We start from the raw sequence: 23142 nt of genomic DNA on the forward strand, positions 1-23142 counted from the left end.
TTTACCTTCCGTATTGCAAACGATCTCCGTCGTGTGTAATTTTATCCTTTTGTTGCTTATAATGATGCATCGTTAATCAACCATGGCCGTATATTGCTTCTCCATACTCACATTCTTATCGTTTACCTATTATATTGCTGCGTTTTTATGTACTTTGACGGTATTCAGAGAGAAGGGAGAGGAAACAGAGATGCCTCATTTCGAGGGGATCAGTTTTTTAAAACCCATTACCGGCGAGGTATACAATTTATACAACAATATCAAATCCTTCCTTGATTTAAGAGCCATTCCCATAGAAATTCTGTTTGGTGTCAGTTCAAAAGACGATCCCGCCTATGGCATTTTAACAAAGCTGGAAAATGAATTTCCCGGCATCTGCAAAATAATCCTGTGCAGCAACCATAAGAAATATTCAAACGAAAAGGTGGGGAAACTCATTACCCTTACGGAACATGCACGGTATGATATCATTAATATTTCCGACGCCGATGTATTAGTACCACAGGACTTCCTGCAATCGTTGACCCACATAAAGAACGCCGGCATGGTCACCAATTTGTATCGGGGAATACACAACGAAGGGATCGGGGGGCACCTCGAGGTTATCACCATACTCTCTGATATATTCCAGGGCGTGTGTATGGCAAAAATTTTTCATGGGATAAATTACGGTTTTGGGGCTTCAATGTTTCTTACAAAACAGTCGCTGGAATCGATTGGCGGGTACGAAGCGTTAGGCAATATGCTGGCGGATGATTACCATCTCGGAAACAAAATCAGTAAAAACGGAAATCCCGTTACGCTCTCAACAATTCTGGTAAATACCGTTGTCGGGAAATCGAATTTTAAGAATTATTTTGTACGTCAATTACGATTATGCAAGACGTACAGGGTCTCAGAACCTGTCGGATATTTTTTATTTGGCATATCTTTTGGTTCTGTCTGGTCGCTGCTATTGTGTTTTTTTACCTCTTTTTCTCTCCCCGCTATCTCTCTTTTTGGCACGGCAATCATTCTGCGTTTTCTTAGCATTACCCTAACAGGAACCCTGCTGAGCAAGATTCCATTTTCATGGGTGTATTTGCTCGTTCCTATACAGGAATTTTTGGGATTTTATACATGGTTATTGAGTTTTTGCGGCAACAAAATTACCTGGAAAAATAAAAAATTTGTCCTTGGCAAAGACGGAACGATTGCTCAAATCAACCCTGAGTAACAAGGTAAACGCCAAATACTATCACTGCGGTCCCTGCCCACCTGAGAGGGCTAACCTCTTCTCCGAGCATGAATGTAGCTAAAAAGGCGGTCATTATATAACAGAGAGACGTCAGTGGAAGCACCAGGCTTAATTTCGAGAAAGAAAGAATATACATCCATGAAAAAAATCCGATCGCATGAAAAAATATCCCGAAAACGATCCACGGATTTCTCATGACAACCAGGGCGTAAAAAAGTATTTCCCTTACACTGTACGCGGTAAGTTCTCCTATCCCAACCATCCCTTTGCTCAAGAAGGCGTGCCCGAAGGCTTGCGCTATGAGCATGAAAAACAGGAACCCGAACGTTTTTATCATTGTTGCCCCTTTATTTCTCTATAAGTAATAATCCTGATACCATTTTCCACAAGACATTTTTTTACATCCTTATCCATAAGTGCCCGAAAGTCGGCATTATTCTGCTCCGGATGACAATATATTTCAAAAGGCGTCTTATCAATTCCCGGAAGGGTCTTCTTCAGGTAATCAGCCGTAATATTCCCCGATTCCAGAAGGCCTATTACCAGGGGAATATGTCCGATGCCGTATTCTTTTAGTAACGGCATTGCCCTGCAGGCGAGTATTTCAAAAATAATTTTATGGCTTATTTTATACAACAACTTCTTCCCCGATACGAACAAATTCTTAAATAGAGGCTCACGGGGTATCCTGATATAGGGGATGTTATATACCTTGCATAATTCCACTGCATGCCATATTACCGATGGATGAAGATGTATGTTTAAGTGACCGTCCAAATGCCCCAGAGATATTCCCGACTCTAAGGCCTTTTCTGTTTGAGCCCTGATTTCGCTTCGTATCTGATTCGCAATTCCCCTTTTAAAGAAAAGATTCATCCCTGCAAAGAAAGGGTTTTCGCAAAAATTTCCCTTAACATCCGCAAGTCCGGGAATATCCTTATGCTTTAACACCGAATGCCCTTGGAGCAGTGTAAGATGAATACCTACGCCAAGTCCGGGGTTCCCCTTAATAATGCTGCAGGCTCCGGGAAACGCCAGCCCCCCAGCCATTATGCTGGCACTGGATAAAACACCTTCCCTGAACGCTGTTTCCACGCATACATTCACGGCATCAGATTTTCCAAAATCATCGGCATTAATAACGCACTTTTTCATATCGGAACAAAGATACTATAAATACCCTGCTCTTACAATTATTTTTGTAATAGTTCATATATATGTGTTTTATGGCAGCCCCCCTAAAATGGACAAGCCGGAACCAAACAGACAAAAAATAAAAAATTCGTAACATTTTAGCTTTTTAAAAAATTCACGGTGTAGAAAAAATACCATGTAACCCCGTTAGGGGCGGTCTGTTTGTAGCACAATAAAATTCAATAGAGTAAATAGCTCCGTAGGAGCGGCCTGTCCGTATTCCGGCAGACCTGTTTAATATGGATCTACAAGAGACAAGTCGCTCCTAACGGAGCTAATATCTGTTATAATATTCTATTTTGCTATAAACAGGCCGCTCCTACGGAGCTTATAGGTAATACATTTTTCAAAAAACTAAATTGTTACAAAAATCCGGAATTCACCATTAAATATTTTTCCAAAAAATGCAAAGAAATTACCGGTTGTTATTCTGCATGTATTTCGGGCAGACGGCATTGTTACTCATTTTTAAGTTGAAGTTATTCATTATTATAGGGTAGAAATATACAATACGTATTTGTATGGGTATTTCATAGATAAGGCATTGTGTAATAATATAGCCCTTATAAAACAAATGTTGTACTGAATATTTCCCGCACTAACTGAAAAAGAGAAAAAAATGTTAAACACCTTCTATAAAAATAGTTCAATTTATTTTGCTGCACCTTCTTTTCAAAGCACTGACTTGTCCACTGCAGTGTTGTTCTACATCGGAAGCGCTGTTTCGTCATTGATGGTTAAGATACGGAGATTGCAAGGTGTTTGAAATCATTGCCAGAAAAATCGCTGCCATTGCGTGCTCCCGTCCTAAAATAGTATTATTCGTTGCCCTCCTGCTTACGCTCATTTCTTCGCTCTATACGGTGAAGTATTTAACATTTAACCCTGACCGAAACTCCCTTATCTCAAAAGAAAAGGAATATAATAAAAGATTCCTGAAACTAATGGACGAATTTGGCCAGGTTGATAACCATATCATCGTAATGGAATCAGATAATACGGATGCTCTTATTAACGCTGCGGAACAAATTGCAAAAAGGCTAAAGAACAGTCCACGCCTTATTAAAAACATTTTCTATAAAGTGAACAAAACAGATTTTGAGAAAAAGGGGCTCTTTTATCTTGATGTTGAAGAACTTCTCAAAATAAAAACAGATTTGTTACATACCATGGAAAACAGGGCGCAACTACCCCAAGCATACCAATACGAAGATATTTTCGCCCAATTTGAGCATTCACTGACGCAGAAAACCCATGCACAAACAACAGACGACAGCAACATCACGGAAGACATCGACAGGCTTATCGCCCTTCTTCAGGACATGAATAACAACCTCCGTGAAAACAATGTCATGCCGGAATCTCCATTGCAAACAGCGATGCAAGCTCACGGCGGAATACCTTTTTCCCCCGCTGCTATGGCTTTCGGCGATTCGCCGGATACCGCATATTATAATCTCTTTGACAACGGACGCATTCTCTTGATGGAGATAACGGTTAATGATATTGACGGATTGTTGACGGGTACGGATTCCACCCGTTTTATCAGAAAACAAGTTGCAGCAGCAAAAGAAATGTGTCCCGGAGTCGATATCGGCCTTACAGGAACCGTTGCTATGGAAGCCGACGAAATGGAAATTTCTCAGAAAGAAATGTTATACATTTCCATTGCCGCACTTGTGGGAGTTGCTATACTCTTTATCATTTCGTTCAATTCAATCGTAATGCCGTTACTCGGCATGCTCACCCTTTTGTGTTCGATAAGCTGGACGTTTGGCTTTACAACATTGGCAATAGGGTACTTAAATCTCTTTTCCATTGTATTTGCCGTTGTTTTAATCGGTCTGGGAATAGATTTTAGCATCCACCTCATGTTACGTTACACAGAATACAGGAAGCTCGGTCATGAGAAAAGGGACGCATTATGTAAATCAATGGAAAATACCGGAAAAGGCATCATCCTGGGCGCTGTTACCACGGCAATATCGTTTTACTCCACTCTGTTAATCGATTTTAAAGGATTAAGCGAGCTAGGGCTAATCGCGGGAACGGGCATTTTGCTCGCATTGATCTCCACGCTGTTTTTGCTTTCCTCGCTTATCATCTTATTTGACAAATTCATTAATGCAGAAAAAAAAATGTTTCCGGCGGCTTCATTATGTACACCGGTAAAAAACTGGATGTTCAGTATAGTAGTTTCATGCAAAGTCCCCCTGACGATTGTTTCCATATTGTTTGCAATTGGTTCATGCTTCTTTGTAAGGCACATAAAATTTGACGACAATCTGCTGAACCTCCTGCCACCCAACCTGGAATCGACCCGATACGCAATAAAAATTATTCAATCAACCGGCACTGCCACATGGTTTGGGGCGATTGTCGCAGATACTCCTGAAGAAGCGGAGAGGGTGTCCGAACAGCTCCTGCGGCTCAAAAGCGTGGGAAAGGTAGAAAGCATTGCTTCGGTGCTTCCCGACGAGCAGGAAAAAAAGGTGGGCATTATAAAAGAGTTGAAAGCCCTCGCACAAACTATACCCATTCCCGGGAATGCCGGCGATGCGATACGATATCAGGAATTGAAAACCATTCTTGAACGGCTGCGATTCCGGCTCACTTTCGGCAAAAATATGGGGCTGCTGAAAGAGGGTAGCGGTCCCCTTGCCGACCGCCTCCTCATCCTTAACAACAAAATAGATACCTTTTTGCGGAATGCAGAAACTTTGCCGGAAGCAGAAATTGTGGAAAGATTATCCAAAGGACAACGGACTATTCGCAAACATCTTGAATACCTGAAGCATGGAATGGTTCCCGAACCCATGACCATAGACGATTTGCCCTACGGCCTGAAAGAACGATTTGTCGGGAAAACGGGGAAAAACATGGTATATATCTTTCCCAAAGAAGACATCTGGACGGAAGGAAAACTGGGCGAGTTTGTATCTGAAATACGGAGTATACAGCCTGAAGCTACTGGTGCGCCATTTCAGATTTATGATACAAACAGATTAATCAAGCGGGGGTTTTTGATCGCCGGAGGCTACACACTGGCTATTATTTTTTCGATCCTCCTCTTAACCTATAGAAATATAATACTTACCCTGACCACCCTTTATCCCCTGCTTCTGACGATTTTATGGACAATCGGATTTATGAAATTGTTCCGTATTCAGCCAAACCCGGCAAATGTAATCGCATTTCCACTAATACTGGGCATCAGCATTGATAACAGCATCCACACCATGATGCGGTTAAATGAAAAGGAAGGCCTTTGGATACATCAAACCAGCACGGGAAAGGCTATCATCATATCTTCACTCACAACCATAATAGGATTTGGGTCTTTGGCGTTAGCCTCACACCGGGGGGTCTCAAGCCTTGGATTGATCCTCGCAATCAGCCTCTCATGCAGCCTTGTGACGTCCATATTCGTCCTGCCTTTCACCCTTTCACTCATACATGAATACAGAAAAAAATGCACGCGCCGCCTTTATGGTGAAAAAGCTGCCTAAGGGCAGGCAACCACATTTTGTAAGGGAATGCATTAGTAACTTATCGCAACATCTTTGTCTTTTGAAACTGGAAATTTTCAAGTAGTGCGACGAACCTCGCCGCACTACTTGAAAATTTATTGGAATTAGCTATTACGTGAATAGCGAGCAGCAACCGTTTGTCGCAAATGCTTCGTCACTACGGTTTCAAAGAATTAAAGCTTTGTAATGTTTTGAATAGGATTTGAATCTTATGCTTTGTAATTAGAATGTGCTTCGTCATTGGCCAATTATAGGTACGCAGCGCTCCGCAGGATCATACGAGTTTTTTAATCCTCGCAATCAGCCTCTCTCTCGCAAGGGAGCCGATGCCCCTCTTTCTTTGCTACCTTACGGCGCGAACGTGGTATTTGATGTTGGCATCTGTATAGGTGTAGTCGCAATATCCCGAATCAAACCTGACAACCCATGCCGTCCCTTCTTTTCTTATATCTGAAGTCCAGGCTCTTTCCTGGAGGGGATCAAATACCTCATCGATGTTTAATCCGCACTTTTTCTTTACTGATTGCATTAGCGACATGGCTTCCTCGGTGGTTGGCAAACGCCAGTCGTTATAACCCGCAAATTGGTCACTGTTTCGTTTAGAAATATAGTGTTTTGCCCCTGCGTAATTCATTTTTTTTTGTGAACCGGATTGCTGCCATATAATATGAACAACCCGGTCATGCACAACTTTTCCCGCTTTTTGTATTTCATACGCGTGGGTAATTCCTTTTCCTAAAGGATTTCTTCGCGAATCAAATAGTCCTTTTTCTTTCAATACGGATTGTATCTTTTCCGGTGATAAGCCATTTTCCGGGGTATTGCGAAGGAATATTGCCGTAACTACACTGCCCGTTGATTTAATAGCATAAGTCTCCATTGCCGCAGACACAATGCTATTAGCAGGTACTATTGCAATTAACACAAGAATGATTAGTAAGGCAAGACTGCCTGAATAAAGAGCATGGCTTCTTTTCATATCTTTTCCGTCTGTGCTTATATAGGTTCTTTTCAAACGAAGTGCTTCATAACCACTAAGGCGCAGATGGCGCGACTGTGTAAAAAATGCGCGGCAAACATCGCTATTATTGGAATTTTTGCAACAGATTAGATTTTTGAAAAGGTAAAAACGCTCGTTCCCAAACCGGACATACTTGGCCAAATGGGTAATTTTGCTTTGTTTTATGGGTCTAATCTCCCCACTTTGTTGATGAAAAACGGTAAAATATGAGTAAAAACGGGGGTTTATAGTAGTTCATCCCCACTTTTGAGACAAACAAAGTTAATTTTGACCCCGTCTGCAGAGCTTGGTAGCGAGAACGAAAAATTCATGTAGTGCGACGAACCTCGTCGCACTACATGAATTTTTCAAAAGGCTAAAGTGTTGCCTAAAATCGGATTTGTTTGACTATATCTTTGTATTGGACAAAGATAAAAATCCTTCCTCACTTGAAATGAGGAAGGACGGTTATCTCTTAATAAAATACTGATTAAAAACGTGGAAAAACAATTCACCGACAACGAACTGTTATTCGGCACTTTTATTTATAGAAAGTAGTGGCCTCTGTTTCTTCTACTGGCCTGTCAAGGCGATCATCCTGCATCGAAACTTTAAACCGTACATCCCCTTCGCTTAGTGCTTTTACAACAACCTTCCATGTTGCCTTTGCCTTTGGAGCCAAACTTGGTAGCGGATCAAAGCTGAAAACCTTGCCATCATCTGAAAGACTACCACCGGTTGCGCCCGATGATGACACATACTCCATCTCGTCCTCAAGCGTACATGACATTTTAACATTCTTGCTATGGGAAGATCCCTGGTTCGTTACCGTAATAATATAAGTTTCGTCCTCCCCAACCTCAACCGGGTCATGTACATCAACTACTTCCAGCAATATAGCAGCAATACCTAAGACATCAGTCGCTGCTGTTACCGATACGGCATCCGCACAGACTGCCTCGGCAGTGGCCCTGTTTAATACAGACCCAAGTCCGTTAGGACGCAAGGTAATACTTAGCTTTCTCGTATCTTTTGAATACAATGTACCCAGGTTCCAAACGACAGAGCCGTCAGACAGTACACCGCCGGAACTTGCGTTTAAAAATGTTGCATTTGCGGGTATTGTATCCTCCACTACCGTTGTTCCGGCATTACCATCTCCTACATTTTTCACTGCTATGTCGTATGTTATATCACGTCCGATGTATATCTTGCCAGGCCCTTTCTTTGTAATCTGCAATTCCGGTTTTTGCACAACAGTGGTTGTTTTGTTAGATTCAGCGCTTAATCCAGTGTCGGCAACTACCGTTGCAACGTTACGGTACTCTCCTGTTTTATCGGCGGTTACGTCCAATGTAACCGTCCTTGATTCACCTGGAGCAAGAGTACCAATTTTCAATACAACATTGGAAAGCCCATCGTGCGTTTTGAGACCTTCAGGCAAAGATTCTTTTATCTCGACATTTTTGGCATATCCGGTTCCTGAATTCTGCACAACAAACGTAAAAGGTATCACATCACAAATCAATACCGCCGGTGGCGCATTTTTGGTAAGCAGCAACTTTGGCTGTACTGCATTTGCAATGGAACAGAATGGAGGCAGATTATAGGTGACATCCGTACAGAAAGATATGGATCCCTCTTTCACCGGAATACCAAATACCCGAAATGATTTGTTTTCATCCGGAGACAATTCTCCCATGTTCCATTGTATAACATTTTCCTTTGTTATATCAGCTTTTGGAGTGGCGTTTTTCATTTCAAAATTATTTGAAAGCGTTTCGATTACCTTTACATCCATCAGCTTCTGGCCTGAAACATTGGTTATCGTGATAACATAGTCGAATAATTGCCCTACCTGAGGTTCCGAAGGAAGGTTTTTATCGATAAGAACAAGCCCATGCTGTTTATCCGACATATGAAGTCTTTTATATTCGGCTGCGGCTTCCGATTTTGTTTCTTTTTTTACGGAAGATTTTTTTTCCGATGCTGCCTGGGTTTCATCGTATCCTCGCGCGGAAACAACTTCCTTCTCATTCGAAAAATACCTGTTTGTATAACTACACCCGTATAAAAATGGTAAAGTTGCGAAAAGAATATAAAGCAAAAATACGGCTCTTTTAAATTTATTCATATATAGTATCTCCATTAAATGCATGCTATTTAAACAATTTTATAGAAAGCAAAAAAGCCAGCAAAAAGAGCTGGCTTTTTTGCTTCTATTTATGAGTACCCATAAATATCATACTAACCACATTAACCGACCAATAAATAACTCCCGGCTTTTATAAGAAATTATTCATAGAAATGGGTGGCCTCGGTTTCTTCTACCGGCCTTGTCAAACGATCATCGGTCATATTAACTTTAAACCTCGCGTCGCCGTCGCTCAAGGCCTTTACTTCAACCTTCCATGTTGCCGTTGCTTTTGGAGCCAGGCTTGGCAATGGACTAAATGTTACAGTCCTGCCTTCACCATCGATTGTCCCGCTAGTTGCACCGCCGGAGGATATATATTCCATACTATCTTCCAGTGTACAGGTTATCCTGATATTTCTGCTGTGGTCAGTTCCCTGGTTGGTAACGGTAATAATGTATATCTCATCATGTCCCACCTCAATTGGATCATGTACGTCAACAACCTCAAGCAATATAGCGGAAATACCAGCAACATCTGTAGTTACGGTTGCAAATACCGCTTCTGCACATACCGCCTCGGCAGTAGCCTTGTTCTCAACGGTACCAATACCATTTGGCTGTACGGTAATACTTAATTTTTTTGAATCGTTTGGCTGTAAAGTACCCAGATTCCATTTTACACCACCTGCCGACATTGCTCCGCCATTGGTCGCATTCAAAAATGTAGCATTCGCAAGGATGGTATCTGTTACTACTGTTGCCGATGCCGGACCATTTCCTATGTTACTTACCGATATATCATAGGTAATGTTACGTCCAAGATAGATGTTGTCAGGTCCTGTGTTTACAATCTCCAACTTGGGCTGTAATACAACCGTGCTTGTTTTGTTTGACTCAATGCTTAATCCGCCATCCGCAACTGCTGTTGCAATGTTATGATATTCACCAATTCTTTCTGCTGTAACATTTAGTGTCGCCGTTCTCGACTCTCCAGGCGCAAGGGTGCCGATCTTCATGATCACACTGGCATGTCCGTCCTGGGTAGTTAATCCGTCAGGCAATGATTCTTTTATCTGAACATCCCTGGCCATTCCCGTTCCGCTGTTCTGTACTACAAAAGTCAATGGTATGGTATCGCAAAGCAATACAGATTCCGGAGCCTTTTTGGAAAGCAACAACTTTGGCTGCAATATTTCCGGTTCGAGGCAAATATCCGGCAATTGGTATTCAAGGTCGGTACAAAACGGCATCTTACCCTCTTTGGTAGGGGTACCTGCTAACCGGATAATTTTAGTTTCATGAGGCTGCAGTGTGCCTAGTTCCCATACAGCAATACCTTCTTTCATGCTGTCGTTTATACTTTTTAACATATCAGGGTCTGACCCTGTTATGTTAAAATTGCCTGGCAGGCTATGAATAACCTCTACATCATCAATCTTGCTGTCAATAAGGTTTGTTACTTTTATAACATATTCATAAGGAACGCCCACTGCGCCTGTCCTGGGTGCTATTTTTTCCATATAAATAACGCTGCAACAGTCCTTATTGCCTGTTGGGTATGCCATAGAGGTTATTAACATGTCAGATTTAGGCTCAGGTTTGGGTTTGGGTTTTTCTTTTTCGCTATGTATCGTTTCATAATGCCTGGGACCTGGTTCATCGTTAATATGACCGTGGTAATGTTTTCCTTTTTCGTCAGGATCGTGTTTAATACCACTTCCCCATGAATTGCTTCCAATAACAGCCCACAATATAAAAAGCGGTACAACCAAGAACATCTTTCTTAAATGGTTAATTTTCAAAGTGATGCCTCCTTTCAATAAAGGTAAAATCGTCTGGACTAAAATACTTAACCCCCCACAAAATCAGAACCGGTTTTAATGCCCCTTCCAGCATGGTAAAAAATTATTTTTTTGATTTAATCTAAACAAATGATTTCTATATTTCTCCGCAAACGTAACTATTCAGCGTAAAACAATATATGCTTCCTTCCCAAGCAGATACTTCACTATGTTCAGCACAAGGTTTGGAAACAGGTTCGCTTTACACTCCGGTAGTTTGGCAAATTACTTAGTTTTCTCAATTTATACTGTGCAGCAGAGGCTTTTTCTCTATATTCAAATATAAACAGTTTTTTTTTCCTGTCAATACCTGAAAATGGGGGTATTCAAAACATATCCATACTGCTTTTTACTCGCAGGACATTCCAAATGAATGGTTCTCGTTTTTTAAAAATCAATTGCAGGGGGTTACATATTTATTTATATTTTCAGCAATAGTATTCCACGTCCATTTTCGTTTTTCATCATCGGCTTCCAGTAGCGTGATGCGGAATCCCTTCCTTGTGCAGCAAAAGCCTGTTAATGGCACAACACATATCCCCGTTGCCCCGAGAAGATAATAAACAAACCTTTTATCTACCTCCACACCACTTACCTTATCCAGGATGTATTTTTTAACAGCAATGTTTTCGATCGGCAGGGTTTGTTGGGCATTTAAAACACCATCCTTAAATACGATGGACATATAGAATGCCCCCTGGGGTTTTACCACTCGTATGCCATCTACCTTTGAAAAGATTTCGCATGCCTCATACGCACGGTATTCATACTTCTCCCTACGCATTTTCAGATGTGCCGGATAATTGGGATTACCCATTATCAGCGGAATAGCATATTGGGGCAGGCTGGTGGAACATACTTCAAGCATTTTTGCGTTAATTAAACTTTTGATATAGTTCTTGAATTCCGGATTTGATTCCTGGTTGAATACCTCAATCCATCCGCACCTGGAACCAGGCCATGGAAATTCTTTGGAAATGCCGCGCATTGCCATGCCGGGCACTCCGCCGATTATTTCGCTGAGATTTGCCGTTTCCGCGCCGTTATAAACGATATTTGCATATATTTCGTCACAGATGAGAAACAACTCATACCTTTTTGCGATTTCAACTATCTTTTCAAGGAAGGAGCGCGGGTATACCGATCCTGTAGGATTGTCGGGATTGATGATAAGCATGCCGGCAATGGAATCGTTATACTTTATTTTATTTTCAATATCATTAAGATCCGGCAGCCAATTGTTTTCAGGGTCAAGATCATACGTAAGGTGATCATACCCGGAGTGGGCTGCCTCTGCTGATGAGTGTGTGGAATATGCAGGCGAAGGTCCAATTACACGTGCTTCCCTCTTCAAAAGACTGAAGATGGTGGAAACGGCATCGCCTAATCCGTTGAAAAAGATAATATCGTCCGGCGAAATTTGATACCCGCCGCGTTTGTTTACCAGATCGGCAAGGAATTTTCTCGTTTCCGGAACGCCCTGTGTTGCTACGTATCCATATGTCTTATCTTCTGATACCAATTGAATAACAATGTCTTTTATCCATTGAGGGATTTTCTCTCCTTTTTGAACAGGATCCCCTATGTTCTCCCAGGTTATTTCAACGCCTAATTTTTTTAATTCATTTGCTACCGCTACGATAGCTCTAATTTCATATGTAAGATGTCTCCAACCTTCATGTTCAATGCCTCTGCGCATAATCCCGCGTACCCTTCAAAAAAAGAATGATTTTACTAATTAAACAAAATATATGATTACGTATTTCCTGATAAAGTATTTTACAGGAAATAGTTACCATGTGAAAAAAGGATTTAAAAAACAAAAAAATGATTCTACAAATGTATTCTTGTACATGCAAGAAATATGTTTATGAAGAGTGTTCGACAAACGGGTATTTTAAATGGTAAACTAGGTCTTTTACTAAGACCATAAAAGAGTAGAGCTTATTTTGAAAGCATAGATTCTTTGACTACATTATATATCTTGCAGACACCTTTTTAAGATGAATGGGAGGGTGCAGTCAATAATGAAAAGATGTGTACTGGGAATTGATGGCGGGGGTACAAAAACCACGTGCCTCCTTTCTGATGATACAGGAAAGATAATCGGGCAGGGAAGGGGAGGCCCTGCGAATCCCAATCTGGTTAATACTGACGATATAAGAGCCGCAATGCAGGAGTCCATTTCCGGTGCCATCCACTCTTCGTCCGTTCCCGAATTCAGGATAGAGGCCTTGTGTGCAGGCATAGCCGGGGGTGGAGAGGAAGAGACAAGGCATACAATGAGAAAGGTAATTTGTCAGGTAACAGACCGTTATGGTGCGGATTCACGGTATAAACATTTATTTGCCGGAGATATGCAGATTGAGGTGTATACGGATGCAATTATTTCTCTTGTTGCCGGGGCTGGCAAACGGCATGGAGTTGTTGTAATTTCCGGCACTGGTTCCATCGTGTATGGAGAACGTTTTGACGGGAAAACGGCAAGGGCAGGGGGTTGGGGCAATTTTCTGGATAATGAAGGGAGCGGTTACGAAATAGGGAAGATGGCTCTGCGGGCAATCATGAGGGCATACGACGGAAGGGATCGCCAAACCCATCTTGCGGAATATATCCTTAAGGAATTACACTTTAGCACGCCAGCGGAAATGGCAGCGCATATTTTGAAAAAACCTCCGGAATACGCCGGTGTTGCCGGTATTGCAAAACTGGCACATAAGGCGGCAAAATCGGGCGATACCGTTGCACTGCATATTTTAACAAATGCGGCCGTTGAACTATGCCACGGAGTACTGGCGGTGGCAAAAGCACTTTCTTTTACGAAAGAAAATTTTCCACTGGTACTAGCGGGTGGTGTATTGCGCAATAGCGATTTTGTAGAAAAGCCCCTTGTGCATAAAGTAAGGCAGTCTGCGCCTGGGGCAATGCCGGTATTGCTTGCGGAAGAACAGGCAAAAGGCGCGGTAATCCTGGCATTGAAGCTTGCCGGCATGGAAAAATCACAGGGGAATGGTACCGGCGGGAATAGTGAAAGGAACGGCGGTGGCGGCATTTAAATTGTATCGGCCAAGGGTACGGGAAAGCAAGACACAGAATACGGTGATATTGTGGGGGAAATCGCTGTTGAATGCCTTCTTGTTCATTGCAGTATTCATGGTTGTTTTGCCATGTGCGGCGCAGCGTATAATTACGGTAAAGGCGCCGATTCCTCCGGCAATTGGCATGTGGGGCGGAGGGCTTCTTGTATGTGCCGGTATGGTTATGTGGATACACTGTCTTTGGGTTTTCAGCCATAAAGGCAGGGGGACTCCTCTCATGTTGGATGCGCCGAAAAATCTTGTTACCGATGGGTTTTTCCGTATTATGCGCAATCCGATTATGTTGGCGGAACTCATGATAATCTGGGGAGAAGTTCTCTTCTTTGCTAATCTGGGTATACTTATTTATGCGATTGTGATTAGTATAATAGCGCATATATTGGTTGTTTATTTTGAAGAGCCTGAGCTGAAAGGACGTTTTGGCAAGCAATACGAAGAGTATTGCCGGCAGGTTCCAAGATGGCTTCCCGGAATTAAAAGTAAACAAAGAAGAGAATAATGCGATGATGGGTTGTTGATGTGTCGATACTGAACAGTCAAAGAATTCCTGTTGCAACACAACGGTCAAGTGAGTTAAACTAAAAAAACGCTACATTTTAGCTGTACAGTAGAAGGCAATCGTGCGGGAATTACACGTTTATATCAATTCATTTTCCCTGTTAATTCGTGACGTAAAAGATTTACAGCATGTCTGAATGTCCTTTAATATGACAAAGAGAAAAGATCACTGGGAACGGGTGTATTCGGATAAATCGCCTTTTGAGGTTAGTTGGTATCAAAATGAACCATCCGTTTCCTTGCGCTTGATTGAAAATTGCCAGTTGGAAAAAAATGAACCCGTTATCGACGTGGGAGGCGGTGCGTCTGTATTGGTAGACCGTCTTTTAGAGAAAGGATACACGCGGCTGGCGGCGCTGGATATCTCATCAAAAGCACTTGATTTCGCCAGGAACAGATTAGGGAATAAAGCGCAATATGTCGAATGGTTTGAAACCGACATAACAGAGTTTTCTTCTTGCCGGCAATTTTCGCTGTGGCACGACCGGGCTGTTTTTCATTTTCTGACAGATCCGGGAGACCGGGAAAAATATGTTGAGATTTTAGGAAAAACGTTGAGGCCTGGTGGATATTGTATTATTGCCGCTTTTGCGGTTGGCGGCCCAATGAAGTGCAGCGGCCTGAACGTTGTCCAATACAACGCGGAGAAAATTTCAGATGCATTCGGCGGTCAATTCGAACTTATCGGGGAAACGGGAGAAACACATATTACCCCTGCCAAAAAAGAACAACTGTTTTCCTATTTCAGCCTGTTGCGAAAGTGAAACACATGGGGAGCGGGATATGGTGCATCAATCACCCCTGATTTTAAGACCTCTCTACAGTATTAACCAGGCAAACCCATAGCATTACTATAAATTTTACCTTTTATTTTCGGGATATCGTTTTTTTGATTACGTATCCTTTTTGTTTATCCTTGTATTTTTTCGGAGTTACGCATTGTGTTTGTAGATGAAGCCGTTATTTATGTAAAAGGCGGGGATGGGGGAAACGGCTGCGTCAGTTTCCGCAGGGAAAAATATGTTCCACATGGCGGCCCAAACGGAGGCGATGGCGGGAAAGGGGGTGATATTATCTTGTTGGCAAGCGAAAAGATAGAAACCCTTTTAGACATTACCTCCAGAGTCAAACACATTGCAGATAATGGCATCCACGGAAAAGGATCGAACAAAAACGGCAAGGACGGAAAAGATATCGTCCTCTTATTGCCGCGAGGCACCTTAATAAAAGACAAAGAGAGCGACCGTATCCTGAAGGACATGAGCACTGCCGGAGAAAGCATAGTCATCGCCAGAGGCGGAAAGGGCGGTAGGGGGAACAAGCATTTTGCCACCGCAACGAACCGCGTCCCCCGTGAGGCAGAAGATGGGCAGCCCGGCGAGGCACGATGGCTGATTTTAGAGCTAAAACTTTTTGCGGACGCCGGTCTTATTGGTATGCCAAACGCGGGAAAATCTACATTGCTCTCCCGTATTTCCAAGGCAAGGCCCAAAATAGCAGATTATCCCTTTACCACATTACAGCCACAACTGGGTGTTGTAGAAATAGAAAACTTCCGGCGCTTTATCGTCGCAGATATCCCCGGCCTCATAGAAGGCGCACATAAAGGCATAGGGCTTGGAGACGAATTTTTACGGCATATTGAAAGAACAAAGGTGCTGGTACACATGCTGGACGCCTCTGTTTTCCCGGAAAAAGACCCGTTAGAGGCATACCGTATCATCCGTAATGAATTAAAACAGTACAATCCAAAACTCACGGAAAAAACCGAAATTGTTGTTGCGAATAAAATGGACCTCCTTGACGAAGAAACTGGCGCTGCATGCATTAAAAAGCTTGAAGAAAATATTTCCCACCCTGTCTGCCCCGTCTCAACAATAACTGGAAAAAATTTGAGTAGCCTGATTTATTTGTTGTCCAAAACATTACAAAAAGACACTGCTTAATCGGGAGCGGCGCCATGTGGCTGGCAATTGATATTGGCAATACGAACATCCACGCCGGAGTTTTTGAGGGGGATGTTTTACGCTCATCCTTTTCCCTCAGCAGCAGCGAGCCGCATATGCTGCATGATAGCCTCGCAAAAGCAATATCCACTTGTTCTCTCAAAAACAGTGTTTCTGCCGTGATTATTTCCTCCGTAAACCCAAAACCAGAAGAGGTTCTCTTCGAATGCATAAAAACCCGGTTACATGTGTCACCCCAAAAAATCGGAAAAGATATTCCCGTTCCTTTGTCTGTTTTTGCAGAGTACCCGGAAAAAATTGGCGCCGACAGATTGCTGAATGCGGTTGCCGCATATGAACGATTCCATGATTCGGCAATAATAATTGACGCCGGCACTGCAATTACCGTTGATGTTATAAATAATCACGGCGCCTTTCTCGGCGGTATTATTGCTCCCGGCATGGCTATTTCTTCAAAGGCATTACACCATGCTACTGCTCTGCTGCCAGAAGTATCCATCACGAAAAAACCTGATACTATTTTAGGCAGAAACACCGTCGAAGCGATACGGTCAGGAATTTACTGGGGCGCAATCGGAATGGTAAAACAATACATTGAACTCATTTGCAAGGAACTCCGCGATACACCGGCGATCATTGCAACAGGGGGAAGCGCACCTATACTGGCGCGGGAGATACCGTCAATCGCTTCCATAACACCGCACCTTACGCTGGAAGGTATTCAATGTGCGTACAAGGCCTGGCGGGAGAGGGAATAAGGAGCAGGAACGGGCCACTCATGCGGTACGGATAAATTTTTATGGTAACCAATCCTGCCTTCATAGCTTGAAAATAAAAAAAACAACCCTGACAGGGTTCCGAACCCTGTCAGGGTTAATCAAGCAAGATGCTTCTAATACAATATCTGTCAACCGACAGATATTCGCAAATATTTACAAAAAATCGGGAATGCACCCTAAAAAACTACTTTGATACTACTTTTCCTGTTCTTGAAACTATGCCTTTTTTGAGATTTTTTTTAACAGGTTTTTATACCGAAGGTCTTTTCTGAGAACCGCAAGGTCTTTGTCGTTTTTAATATAGTAAATATCGTTGTAGCCCAAATCTATTGCCTTTTCCAGTGCAATAAACGCTTCTTCTGTATTTTTAAGCAACGCATAACTGCATGCCAGATTGTAATGCACAAACGGGTCATCTTTTCGCAGGCGGCACAGTTTCAGGTCAATCAGAAGACCCTTTTCGTACCTGCCCGTTTCAGTGTAAGCATTGCCTAAATACATAAGACACTCAACATAATCCGGTACCTTTTCAATGATCCCTTCGAAAAACCAGACAATAAACTCTTCCCCCTCCCTCTGAAATTCAGGAGCACGGAGGGTGAAGTTATATTTGGGCAGTTTTATTGGTGAAAGCGCCCTTTTTTTTGATTCTGTTTTCATTTGAACAATCCACCCTGTATTATGTGTACTCTGTTAAAGAAACATTGCGTCAATCCCTATGCAACCGTTTCGTTTTCTAAAACACCAACTACCTTTGTACGGTATGTATTAATGTGGCAAATTACGCAATTAACCGTACCCCTTTCTTTTATTTTGCCAATTTTATTGTTGCCACATTTGTTCCAATATTTTAAAACATATCCTTATCTTGTCCAAGTACAAAATTATCCGTTTTCTTTCTCAAAGGAAAATACATGACCATCGATAAACAATTGCTTAAAAATGCTCTTTCCGGCAAAAAAGATGTTGCGCTCAAAAAAATAACGGAACTCGTGGCATACAAAATATATGAGAGCCAGGAAAATCTTGGGGAAAAAGCGAACTACATTGCCGCGATTGATGCTATCGTCCAATACATATCAGAAAATTTTCCCGACATTCCTTCCTTCCGGGAAAGGCTGTCACATCTTAGCAAAGGAATATTGTCTGTTCATCAGTTCGCAGATATAATTTATGAATATTACAGGGAGAATCATTTCCTTGACTTTGAGGTGGTAAAAAATCTTATCTCTACGGCAAAAGACACCGACTTAAAAAAAATTACCGATATTGTGGCGTTTAAAATCTATCAGAGCCCCGAAGATAAGGGGCCTGAACTAAACTTTCTTTCCGCAGAAACATTTGTGGCGCATTATGTGTCAGAAAATTTTAAAAATATACCCGCCTTTAAAGAATATCTTACTACCCTTGGAAAAGGAGCTGCCACTTTAGAGACGTTTGCACAAATAGTGTACTATTATTATTATCGAAATGAAAACGAGCAGTCTTGCGCAAATGAATGAAACCATACTGATCGTAGATGATGAACGGGATATTGTAAACCTTATTATGTACCATCTGGAAAAGGATGGTTACAAAACGATTACCGCCTTGGATGGCGAGGCAGCGCTTGAGTTGTCGAAATCGGAACGGCCGGCGCTTATCATCCTGGATATTATGCTTCCCGGAATGAACGGTCTGGAAGTATGCAAGCGTTTAAAGTCAGATGAAGCATTGTCCGATGCTGCCATAATCATGTTGACCGCCAGGGGAGAAGAAGACGATATAACACGCGGCCTCAAACTCGGAGCAGACGATTATGTTACAAAGCCATTCAGCCCGAAGGAACTCGTAGCGCGGGTACATTCCGTACTAAGACGCACAAAGAATGCTTCCTTTAAAAAGGAATTGTTAGAAATAGGCGATCTGAAAATTAACATGGACAACTATGAAGTAAAAATCGGACACGATGTCATCCCCCTGACACTTACCGAATTCAAACTATTGTGTCAATTGGCAGGCAAACCGGGCCGCGTATTTACCAGGGACCAATTGATTGATGCAATCGCCGGAGTGGAAACAATTATTATTGACAGGACGATTGATGTTCATATAGCGTCCCTGCGAAAAAAACTGAAGTCGTTTAAAAACCACATCATAACGATACGAGGCATTGGATACAAATTCATGGAATGGCAAGCATGTTGAAACACAAGCCGGTTTTTAAAGCATGTTTCCTCCTTTTTTTACTGTTATCCGTTTGTTTCTTCTCCGCCTTTTATTACGTTCACAGAACACTGAAATCGCATCATGTAACCCTTCTCGACGAAAATATTCTTTCAAAATCATCTGCAGTATATAATTCTTTGAAAAACGTGCTGCAGGGAAACGACAGGGGAAAGATTGTTTCTGCCTGTGAAGATATCGGTAATTTACTCAAGGTCGGCATTGTTATCACGGATGCTGCCGGAAGTGTTGCCTATACTTCCTTAAATAAAAATATACCGGAAACATTCACGGAGGATAACGTTCTCGCACGCCTGCTTAGCGGCGGGGAAAACACTATATTTCACGATAAATTACACCGGGTATCACGCATATCTTTACCTATTGCTATTCCTGATGTGGATATAAAACTCCTTGTCGTTATTTCCCCTTTTGAACACGCTCACGCCGCGATCTCCGCTGTTTCAAAAAAAATTACCGTGTGCCTTTTAATTCTTTTTGCTGTTAGTGCTGCCATAGGATTCATCATTATCGAACGAATCCTTTCCCCGGTAGCAGAAATTACCGGAATTGCCAGGAATTTTCTCCGGGGCGATTTTACGATGCGGGCGGATATTTCTTCCCGGAATGGTACGAAGGAGCTTGCCAAAGCAGTTAATACGATGGGAAACCGTTTGCAGGCGCAACAACAAATAATTTCCGATAGTGAAAAAAGGTTGACGGCTATCATAAATAATATGAACGACGCCATCATGGTGGTGGATTTACAGGAAAGGATTCTGCTTATAAACAATACGGCAATGACATTTTTTGGCATAGCAGAGATAACGCCTGGCAGGGATTATTTGTGGGAAAGGATAAGAAACGAAACGCTGCAAATACTGGTAAAACAGACAATGAAAACCAATACCGGATTTACGACAGAAATAGAATACGCTTCCCCAAAGAAAAAGCTGCTTCAGACGCAGTTTTCCCTGCTTCAAAAAGACAATAATACCATAGGAATTCTCATTGTATTCCACGACATTACTGATTTAAGAAAATTGGAAAACACCAGGAAGGAGTTTGTCGCCAATGTTTCCCACGAATTAAGGACACCTCTTACCTCAATCAGGGGATATGTGGAAACGCTGTTGGAAAACTATGCCGCTGGGGGCGGGCATACGTATAACAGTTTGAAAGTTATTATGAAACATACACAAAGACTTGATAATTTGATTAAAGATATTTTGGAACTCTCAAAGCTGGAAACGAACGAATTGAAAATGGAGCTTCATGAATTAAACATATATGAGTGTATTGAGGATATATTGCCCACCTACAAGGAACACTGCGAGGAAAAGAAACAATCGTTTCGCCTGCACATCTCACAAAACCTCCCCACTGTAGAATCAAATGAATACCTTTTAAGGCAGCTACTGACAAACCTTCTTGACAATGCAATAAAATATACGCACGAGAGCGGGGACATCAGGCTTTCAATCTCTCCGGCGGAGGAAACAATACAAATTGAAGTTTCAGATACGGGTATCGGAATACCACACGAGCATATTCCCCGTATTTTTGAGAGGTTTTACCGGATAGACCCGGCACGTTCAAGGGAAATGGGCGGAACAGGGTTAGGTCTTTCTATCGTCAAACATATAGTAAACCTTCATAATGGCGCCATTAAACTGAAAAGTACGGTCGGCAAGGGGAGTACCTTTACGGTCATATTGCCGCAAAAACAAGAAAAACCGTCAGCCGCTTTTGATGGCAAATAACGTTGGCAAGGGGAGGTGGTTTTCTTAGCCAAAAACCTTCCATACAAAAATAACGATCATTGTCGTTCCAATAATCCCTTTCATCAGAGTTCCGCCAACAAAACCGATAAAATTACCCAGGCCTGATTTCATAGCGCCTGCGTAATTTTTCCCGCCAATTATTTCAAAAATAATGGTGCCGATAACAGGCCCTACAATTAATCCAATTGCCCCTGCCCAGAAAAACCCTGCAACGCTGCCCATGATCGACCCTGCAATCCCCCATTTCGTAGCGCCGAATCTCCTGGCGCCGTACACATTGCCTATGTTTTCGATAACTATGGAAAATACCGTTAACAGAGCAAATAGCAACAACAGTTTCCACGTTATTTCGCTGAAACCCGTGAAGACGGCATAAAAAAAAGCCCCGAACCAAATTAACGGGATACTGGGGAGTATTGGAAGCACAATACCCAGCATGCCCGCAATCATGATAACCATTGATACGGCAAATAGTATTATTTCCCAAATATTCATTTTGCAAAACTGTTTAATAGTAACATTGATATACGGTCAAAACGTATGACCGACATAGTATTTTACCTGGAATATCTGAAAAAATCTGGAATTTTATCTATCGTTAATTTATTGTTATTACAGATTTCACAGAATACTCATGCCCATACACCTTTTTTCATTCATTAATTACCTTGAACTCTGTAAATAAAACACTTTTAACTGTTATAATAGCGATAATTACGTTTTTGATTGCTATGGGGTTGCTTTCCTTTAAAATCCTTGGGTCTGGGCTTCGAAAACAGGTTCAGAACCACCTCTTTTCCGTTCGGGAAATTAAAAAAACACAGATACAGAGCTTTTTCCGTGAACGGTACGGTGACATTAATATCCTCTCCAAAAATCCGCTCATTATGCAGAGTTTACCGGTTTTTGCCGCCGCGTTTAAGGAAGGCGGTTTTGGTGATCCCCGTTATAAACAAGCAGAAAGGGATTATGGATACCTTTTTATGCATTTTTTGACGCAGCATGGCCTCCAAAACATATACCTCGTGGATGCAGAGGGATTTGTTGTCTATGGAGTAAAAGGCGAATCGTTTCGTGGAGAAAATTTAAAAAGCAGTCATTTTGTTTCAACGACACTCAATGAAGTCTTCACTGAAGGGTTAACACGCCTTCATTTTTCAGATATAACCTTTAACGAGAAAACGAGAGACTTCATGTGCATTGGCGCCTGCCCTGTTTTTGATAATGCCACTACATTTTTAGGGGTAATTATTGTTGAAATACCCTATTCGAAACTTGACGCTATTGTGTCACAATCGGAAGGATTAGGAAAAACAGGAGAGATTTATATTATTGGCGAAGACAAATTAATGAGAACAAAGTCAAGATTTCTCAGGGAAAATACTATTTTAAAAATGAAAATAGACACAAAATCTTCGCGGGATGTCATTCTTGGCAATACCTATATACAACGAGTGAAGGATTATCGCAACCTTCCCGTGATCAGCGCATATACACCCCTTGACGGTTTAAGGGATGTGAAATGGTTTCTCCTTGTGGAAATGGATGAAAAAGAAGTATTGCATCCCTTTGTTGTGCTGGAAGCGTACCTTGTAGTTGTTGCAACTGTTATCTTCACTATTTCTATTGTATTTCACCGGTTTATCAGAAAAAAAGCCCTGTTATAAATATCCTTCCGTCGTCCTCTTCAAATTTCAATTAATCCCTGGAAAACATGCCTGCCGGCAACGATTTTCACCCTATTTGTTTTCAGGTGACTCAGAGAAGAAAATTACCGTGACACAAAAAGTGCCACGGTAATTTTTGGCAATC

Annotated in this window: 19 protein-coding genes; 11 read left to right on the top strand and 8 right to left on the bottom strand. The window is 42.0% G+C overall.

Features of this window, described 5'->3' with window-relative positions; translation table 11 throughout:
- The first annotated feature begins 190 nt into the window (after positions 1 to 190).
- On the top strand, positions 191 to 1216 hold the full coding sequence (locus QZT26_RS04440) for a ceramide glucosyltransferase (RefSeq protein ID WP_157820492.1): 1026 nt from the start codon (positions 191 to 193) through the stop codon (positions 1214 to 1216).
- Here the strand turns inward: QZT26_RS04440 and QZT26_RS04445 are convergent.
- Positions 1203 to 1574, bottom strand: coding sequence for an EamA family transporter (locus tag QZT26_RS04445; RefSeq protein WP_295100944.1), 372 nt, complete (start codon positions 1572 to 1574; stop codon positions 1203 to 1205). The genes QZT26_RS04440 and QZT26_RS04445 overlap by 14 nt on opposite strands.
- The gene (locus QZT26_RS04450) at positions 1571 to 2392 is read right to left on the bottom strand and encodes a ChbG/HpnK family deacetylase (protein WP_295100946.1); all 822 of its coding nucleotides are present in this window, start codon (positions 2390 to 2392) and stop codon (positions 1571 to 1573) included. Before QZT26_RS04450 ends, QZT26_RS04445 begins: the two co-directional genes overlap by 4 nt.
- Before the next feature lie 797 nt (positions 2393 to 3189).
- On the opposite strand from QZT26_RS04450, the gene QZT26_RS04455 reads away from it, so the two are divergent.
- The gene (locus QZT26_RS04455; RefSeq protein WP_295100949.1) at positions 3190 to 5940 is read left to right on the top strand and encodes an MMPL family transporter; all 2751 of its coding nucleotides are present in this window, start codon (positions 3190 to 3192) and stop codon (positions 5938 to 5940) included.
- A 364-nt stretch (positions 5941 to 6304) separates the two neighbouring features.
- On the opposite strand, the gene QZT26_RS04460 is transcribed toward QZT26_RS04455, so the two are convergent.
- The 4 genes from QZT26_RS04460 to QZT26_RS04475 form a co-directional block, all read right to left on the bottom strand.
- Positions 6305 to 6976 (bottom strand): DUF1566 domain-containing protein, encoded by a 672-nt coding sequence (locus tag QZT26_RS04460; protein ID WP_164994427.1) that lies wholly within the window; start codon positions 6974 to 6976, stop codon positions 6305 to 6307.
- A gap of 526 nt (positions 6977 to 7502) precedes the next feature.
- Entirely contained in the window at positions 7503 to 9095 is a 1593-nt protein-coding gene (locus tag QZT26_RS04465; RefSeq protein ID WP_230405722.1) for a DUF11 domain-containing protein, read from the bottom strand.
- Positions 9096 to 9256: 161 nt separating this feature from the next.
- The gene (locus QZT26_RS04470; protein ID WP_164994428.1) at positions 9257 to 10900 is read right to left on the bottom strand and encodes a CARDB domain-containing protein; all 1644 of its coding nucleotides are present in this window, start codon (positions 10898 to 10900) and stop codon (positions 9257 to 9259) included.
- A 433-nt stretch (positions 10901 to 11333) separates the two neighbouring features.
- Positions 11334 to 12638, bottom strand: coding sequence for a pyridoxal phosphate-dependent aminotransferase (locus QZT26_RS04475; RefSeq protein WP_099324961.1), 1305 nt, complete (start codon positions 12636 to 12638; stop codon positions 11334 to 11336).
- A gap of 328 nt (positions 12639 to 12966) precedes the next feature.
- On the opposite strand from QZT26_RS04475, the gene QZT26_RS04480 reads away from it, so the two are divergent.
- The 5 genes from QZT26_RS04480 (at position 12967) to QZT26_RS04500 (ending at position 17320) form a co-directional block, all read left to right on the top strand.
- The gene (locus tag QZT26_RS04480) at positions 12967 to 13995 is read left to right on the top strand and encodes a BadF/BadG/BcrA/BcrD ATPase family protein (RefSeq protein WP_295100955.1); all 1029 of its coding nucleotides are present in this window, start codon (positions 12967 to 12969) and stop codon (positions 13993 to 13995) included.
- Positions 13949 to 14536 carry an isoprenylcysteine carboxylmethyltransferase family protein gene (locus QZT26_RS04485; protein ID WP_099324958.1) on the top strand — a complete coding sequence of 196 codons (588 nt, stop codon included), beginning with the start codon at positions 13949 to 13951 and terminating at the stop codon, positions 14534 to 14536. The genes QZT26_RS04480 and QZT26_RS04485 overlap by 47 nt, the downstream gene beginning before the upstream one ends.
- 208 nt (positions 14537 to 14744) lie before the next feature.
- Entirely contained in the window at positions 14745 to 15359 is a 615-nt protein-coding gene (locus tag QZT26_RS04490; protein ID WP_295100960.1) for a class I SAM-dependent methyltransferase, read from the top strand.
- Positions 15360 to 15536: 177 nt separating this feature from the next.
- On the top strand, positions 15537 to 16541 hold the full coding sequence (gene obgE, locus QZT26_RS04495; RefSeq protein WP_099324956.1) for a GTPase ObgE: 1005 nt from the start codon (positions 15537 to 15539) through the stop codon (positions 16539 to 16541).
- Between the two features lie 14 nt (positions 16542 to 16555).
- Positions 16556 to 17320, top strand: coding sequence for a type III pantothenate kinase (locus QZT26_RS04500; RefSeq protein ID WP_099324955.1), 765 nt, complete (start codon positions 16556 to 16558; stop codon positions 17318 to 17320).
- A gap of 237 nt (positions 17321 to 17557) precedes the next feature.
- On the opposite strand, the gene QZT26_RS04505 is transcribed toward QZT26_RS04500, so the two are convergent.
- Positions 17558 to 18001 (bottom strand): hypothetical protein, encoded by a 444-nt coding sequence (locus QZT26_RS04505; RefSeq protein WP_099324954.1) that lies wholly within the window; start codon positions 17999 to 18001, stop codon positions 17558 to 17560.
- Positions 18002 to 18255: 254 nt separating this feature from the next.
- Between QZT26_RS04505 and QZT26_RS04510 the strand changes: the two genes are divergently transcribed.
- From QZT26_RS04510 to QZT26_RS04520, 3 genes are read left to right on the top strand one after another with little or no spacing between them, the layout of a single operon-like run.
- Positions 18256 to 18843 carry a hypothetical protein gene (locus QZT26_RS04510; protein ID WP_099324953.1) on the top strand — a complete coding sequence of 196 codons (588 nt, stop codon included), beginning with the start codon at positions 18256 to 18258 and terminating at the stop codon, positions 18841 to 18843.
- The gene (locus QZT26_RS04515) at positions 18836 to 19528 is read left to right on the top strand and encodes a response regulator transcription factor (RefSeq protein ID WP_099324952.1); all 693 of its coding nucleotides are present in this window, start codon (positions 18836 to 18838) and stop codon (positions 19526 to 19528) included. The genes QZT26_RS04510 and QZT26_RS04515 overlap by 8 nt, the downstream gene beginning before the upstream one ends.
- Positions 19522 to 21309, top strand: coding sequence for an ATP-binding protein (locus tag QZT26_RS04520; protein WP_295100968.1), 1788 nt, complete (start codon positions 19522 to 19524; stop codon positions 21307 to 21309). Before QZT26_RS04515 ends, QZT26_RS04520 begins: the two co-directional genes overlap by 7 nt.
- A gap of 24 nt (positions 21310 to 21333) precedes the next feature.
- Here QZT26_RS04520 and QZT26_RS04525 read toward each other — a convergent pair whose 3' ends face one another.
- On the bottom strand, positions 21334 to 21825 hold the full coding sequence (locus QZT26_RS04525) for a DUF456 domain-containing protein (protein ID WP_099324950.1): 492 nt from the start codon (positions 21823 to 21825) through the stop codon (positions 21334 to 21336).
- 173 nt (positions 21826 to 21998) lie between these two features.
- Between QZT26_RS04525 and QZT26_RS04530 the strand changes: the two genes are divergently transcribed.
- On the top strand, positions 21999 to 22997 hold the full coding sequence (locus QZT26_RS04530; RefSeq protein WP_157820487.1) for a cache domain-containing protein: 999 nt from the start codon (positions 21999 to 22001) through the stop codon (positions 22995 to 22997).
- Positions 22998 to 23142 lie beyond the last annotated feature (145 nt).

It is taken from the genome of uncultured Candidatus Kuenenia sp., assembly GCF_900696675.1.
In the GTDB taxonomy this organism is placed as follows: Bacteria; Planctomycetota; Brocadiia; order Brocadiales; family Brocadiaceae; genus Kuenenia; species Kuenenia stuttgartiensis_A.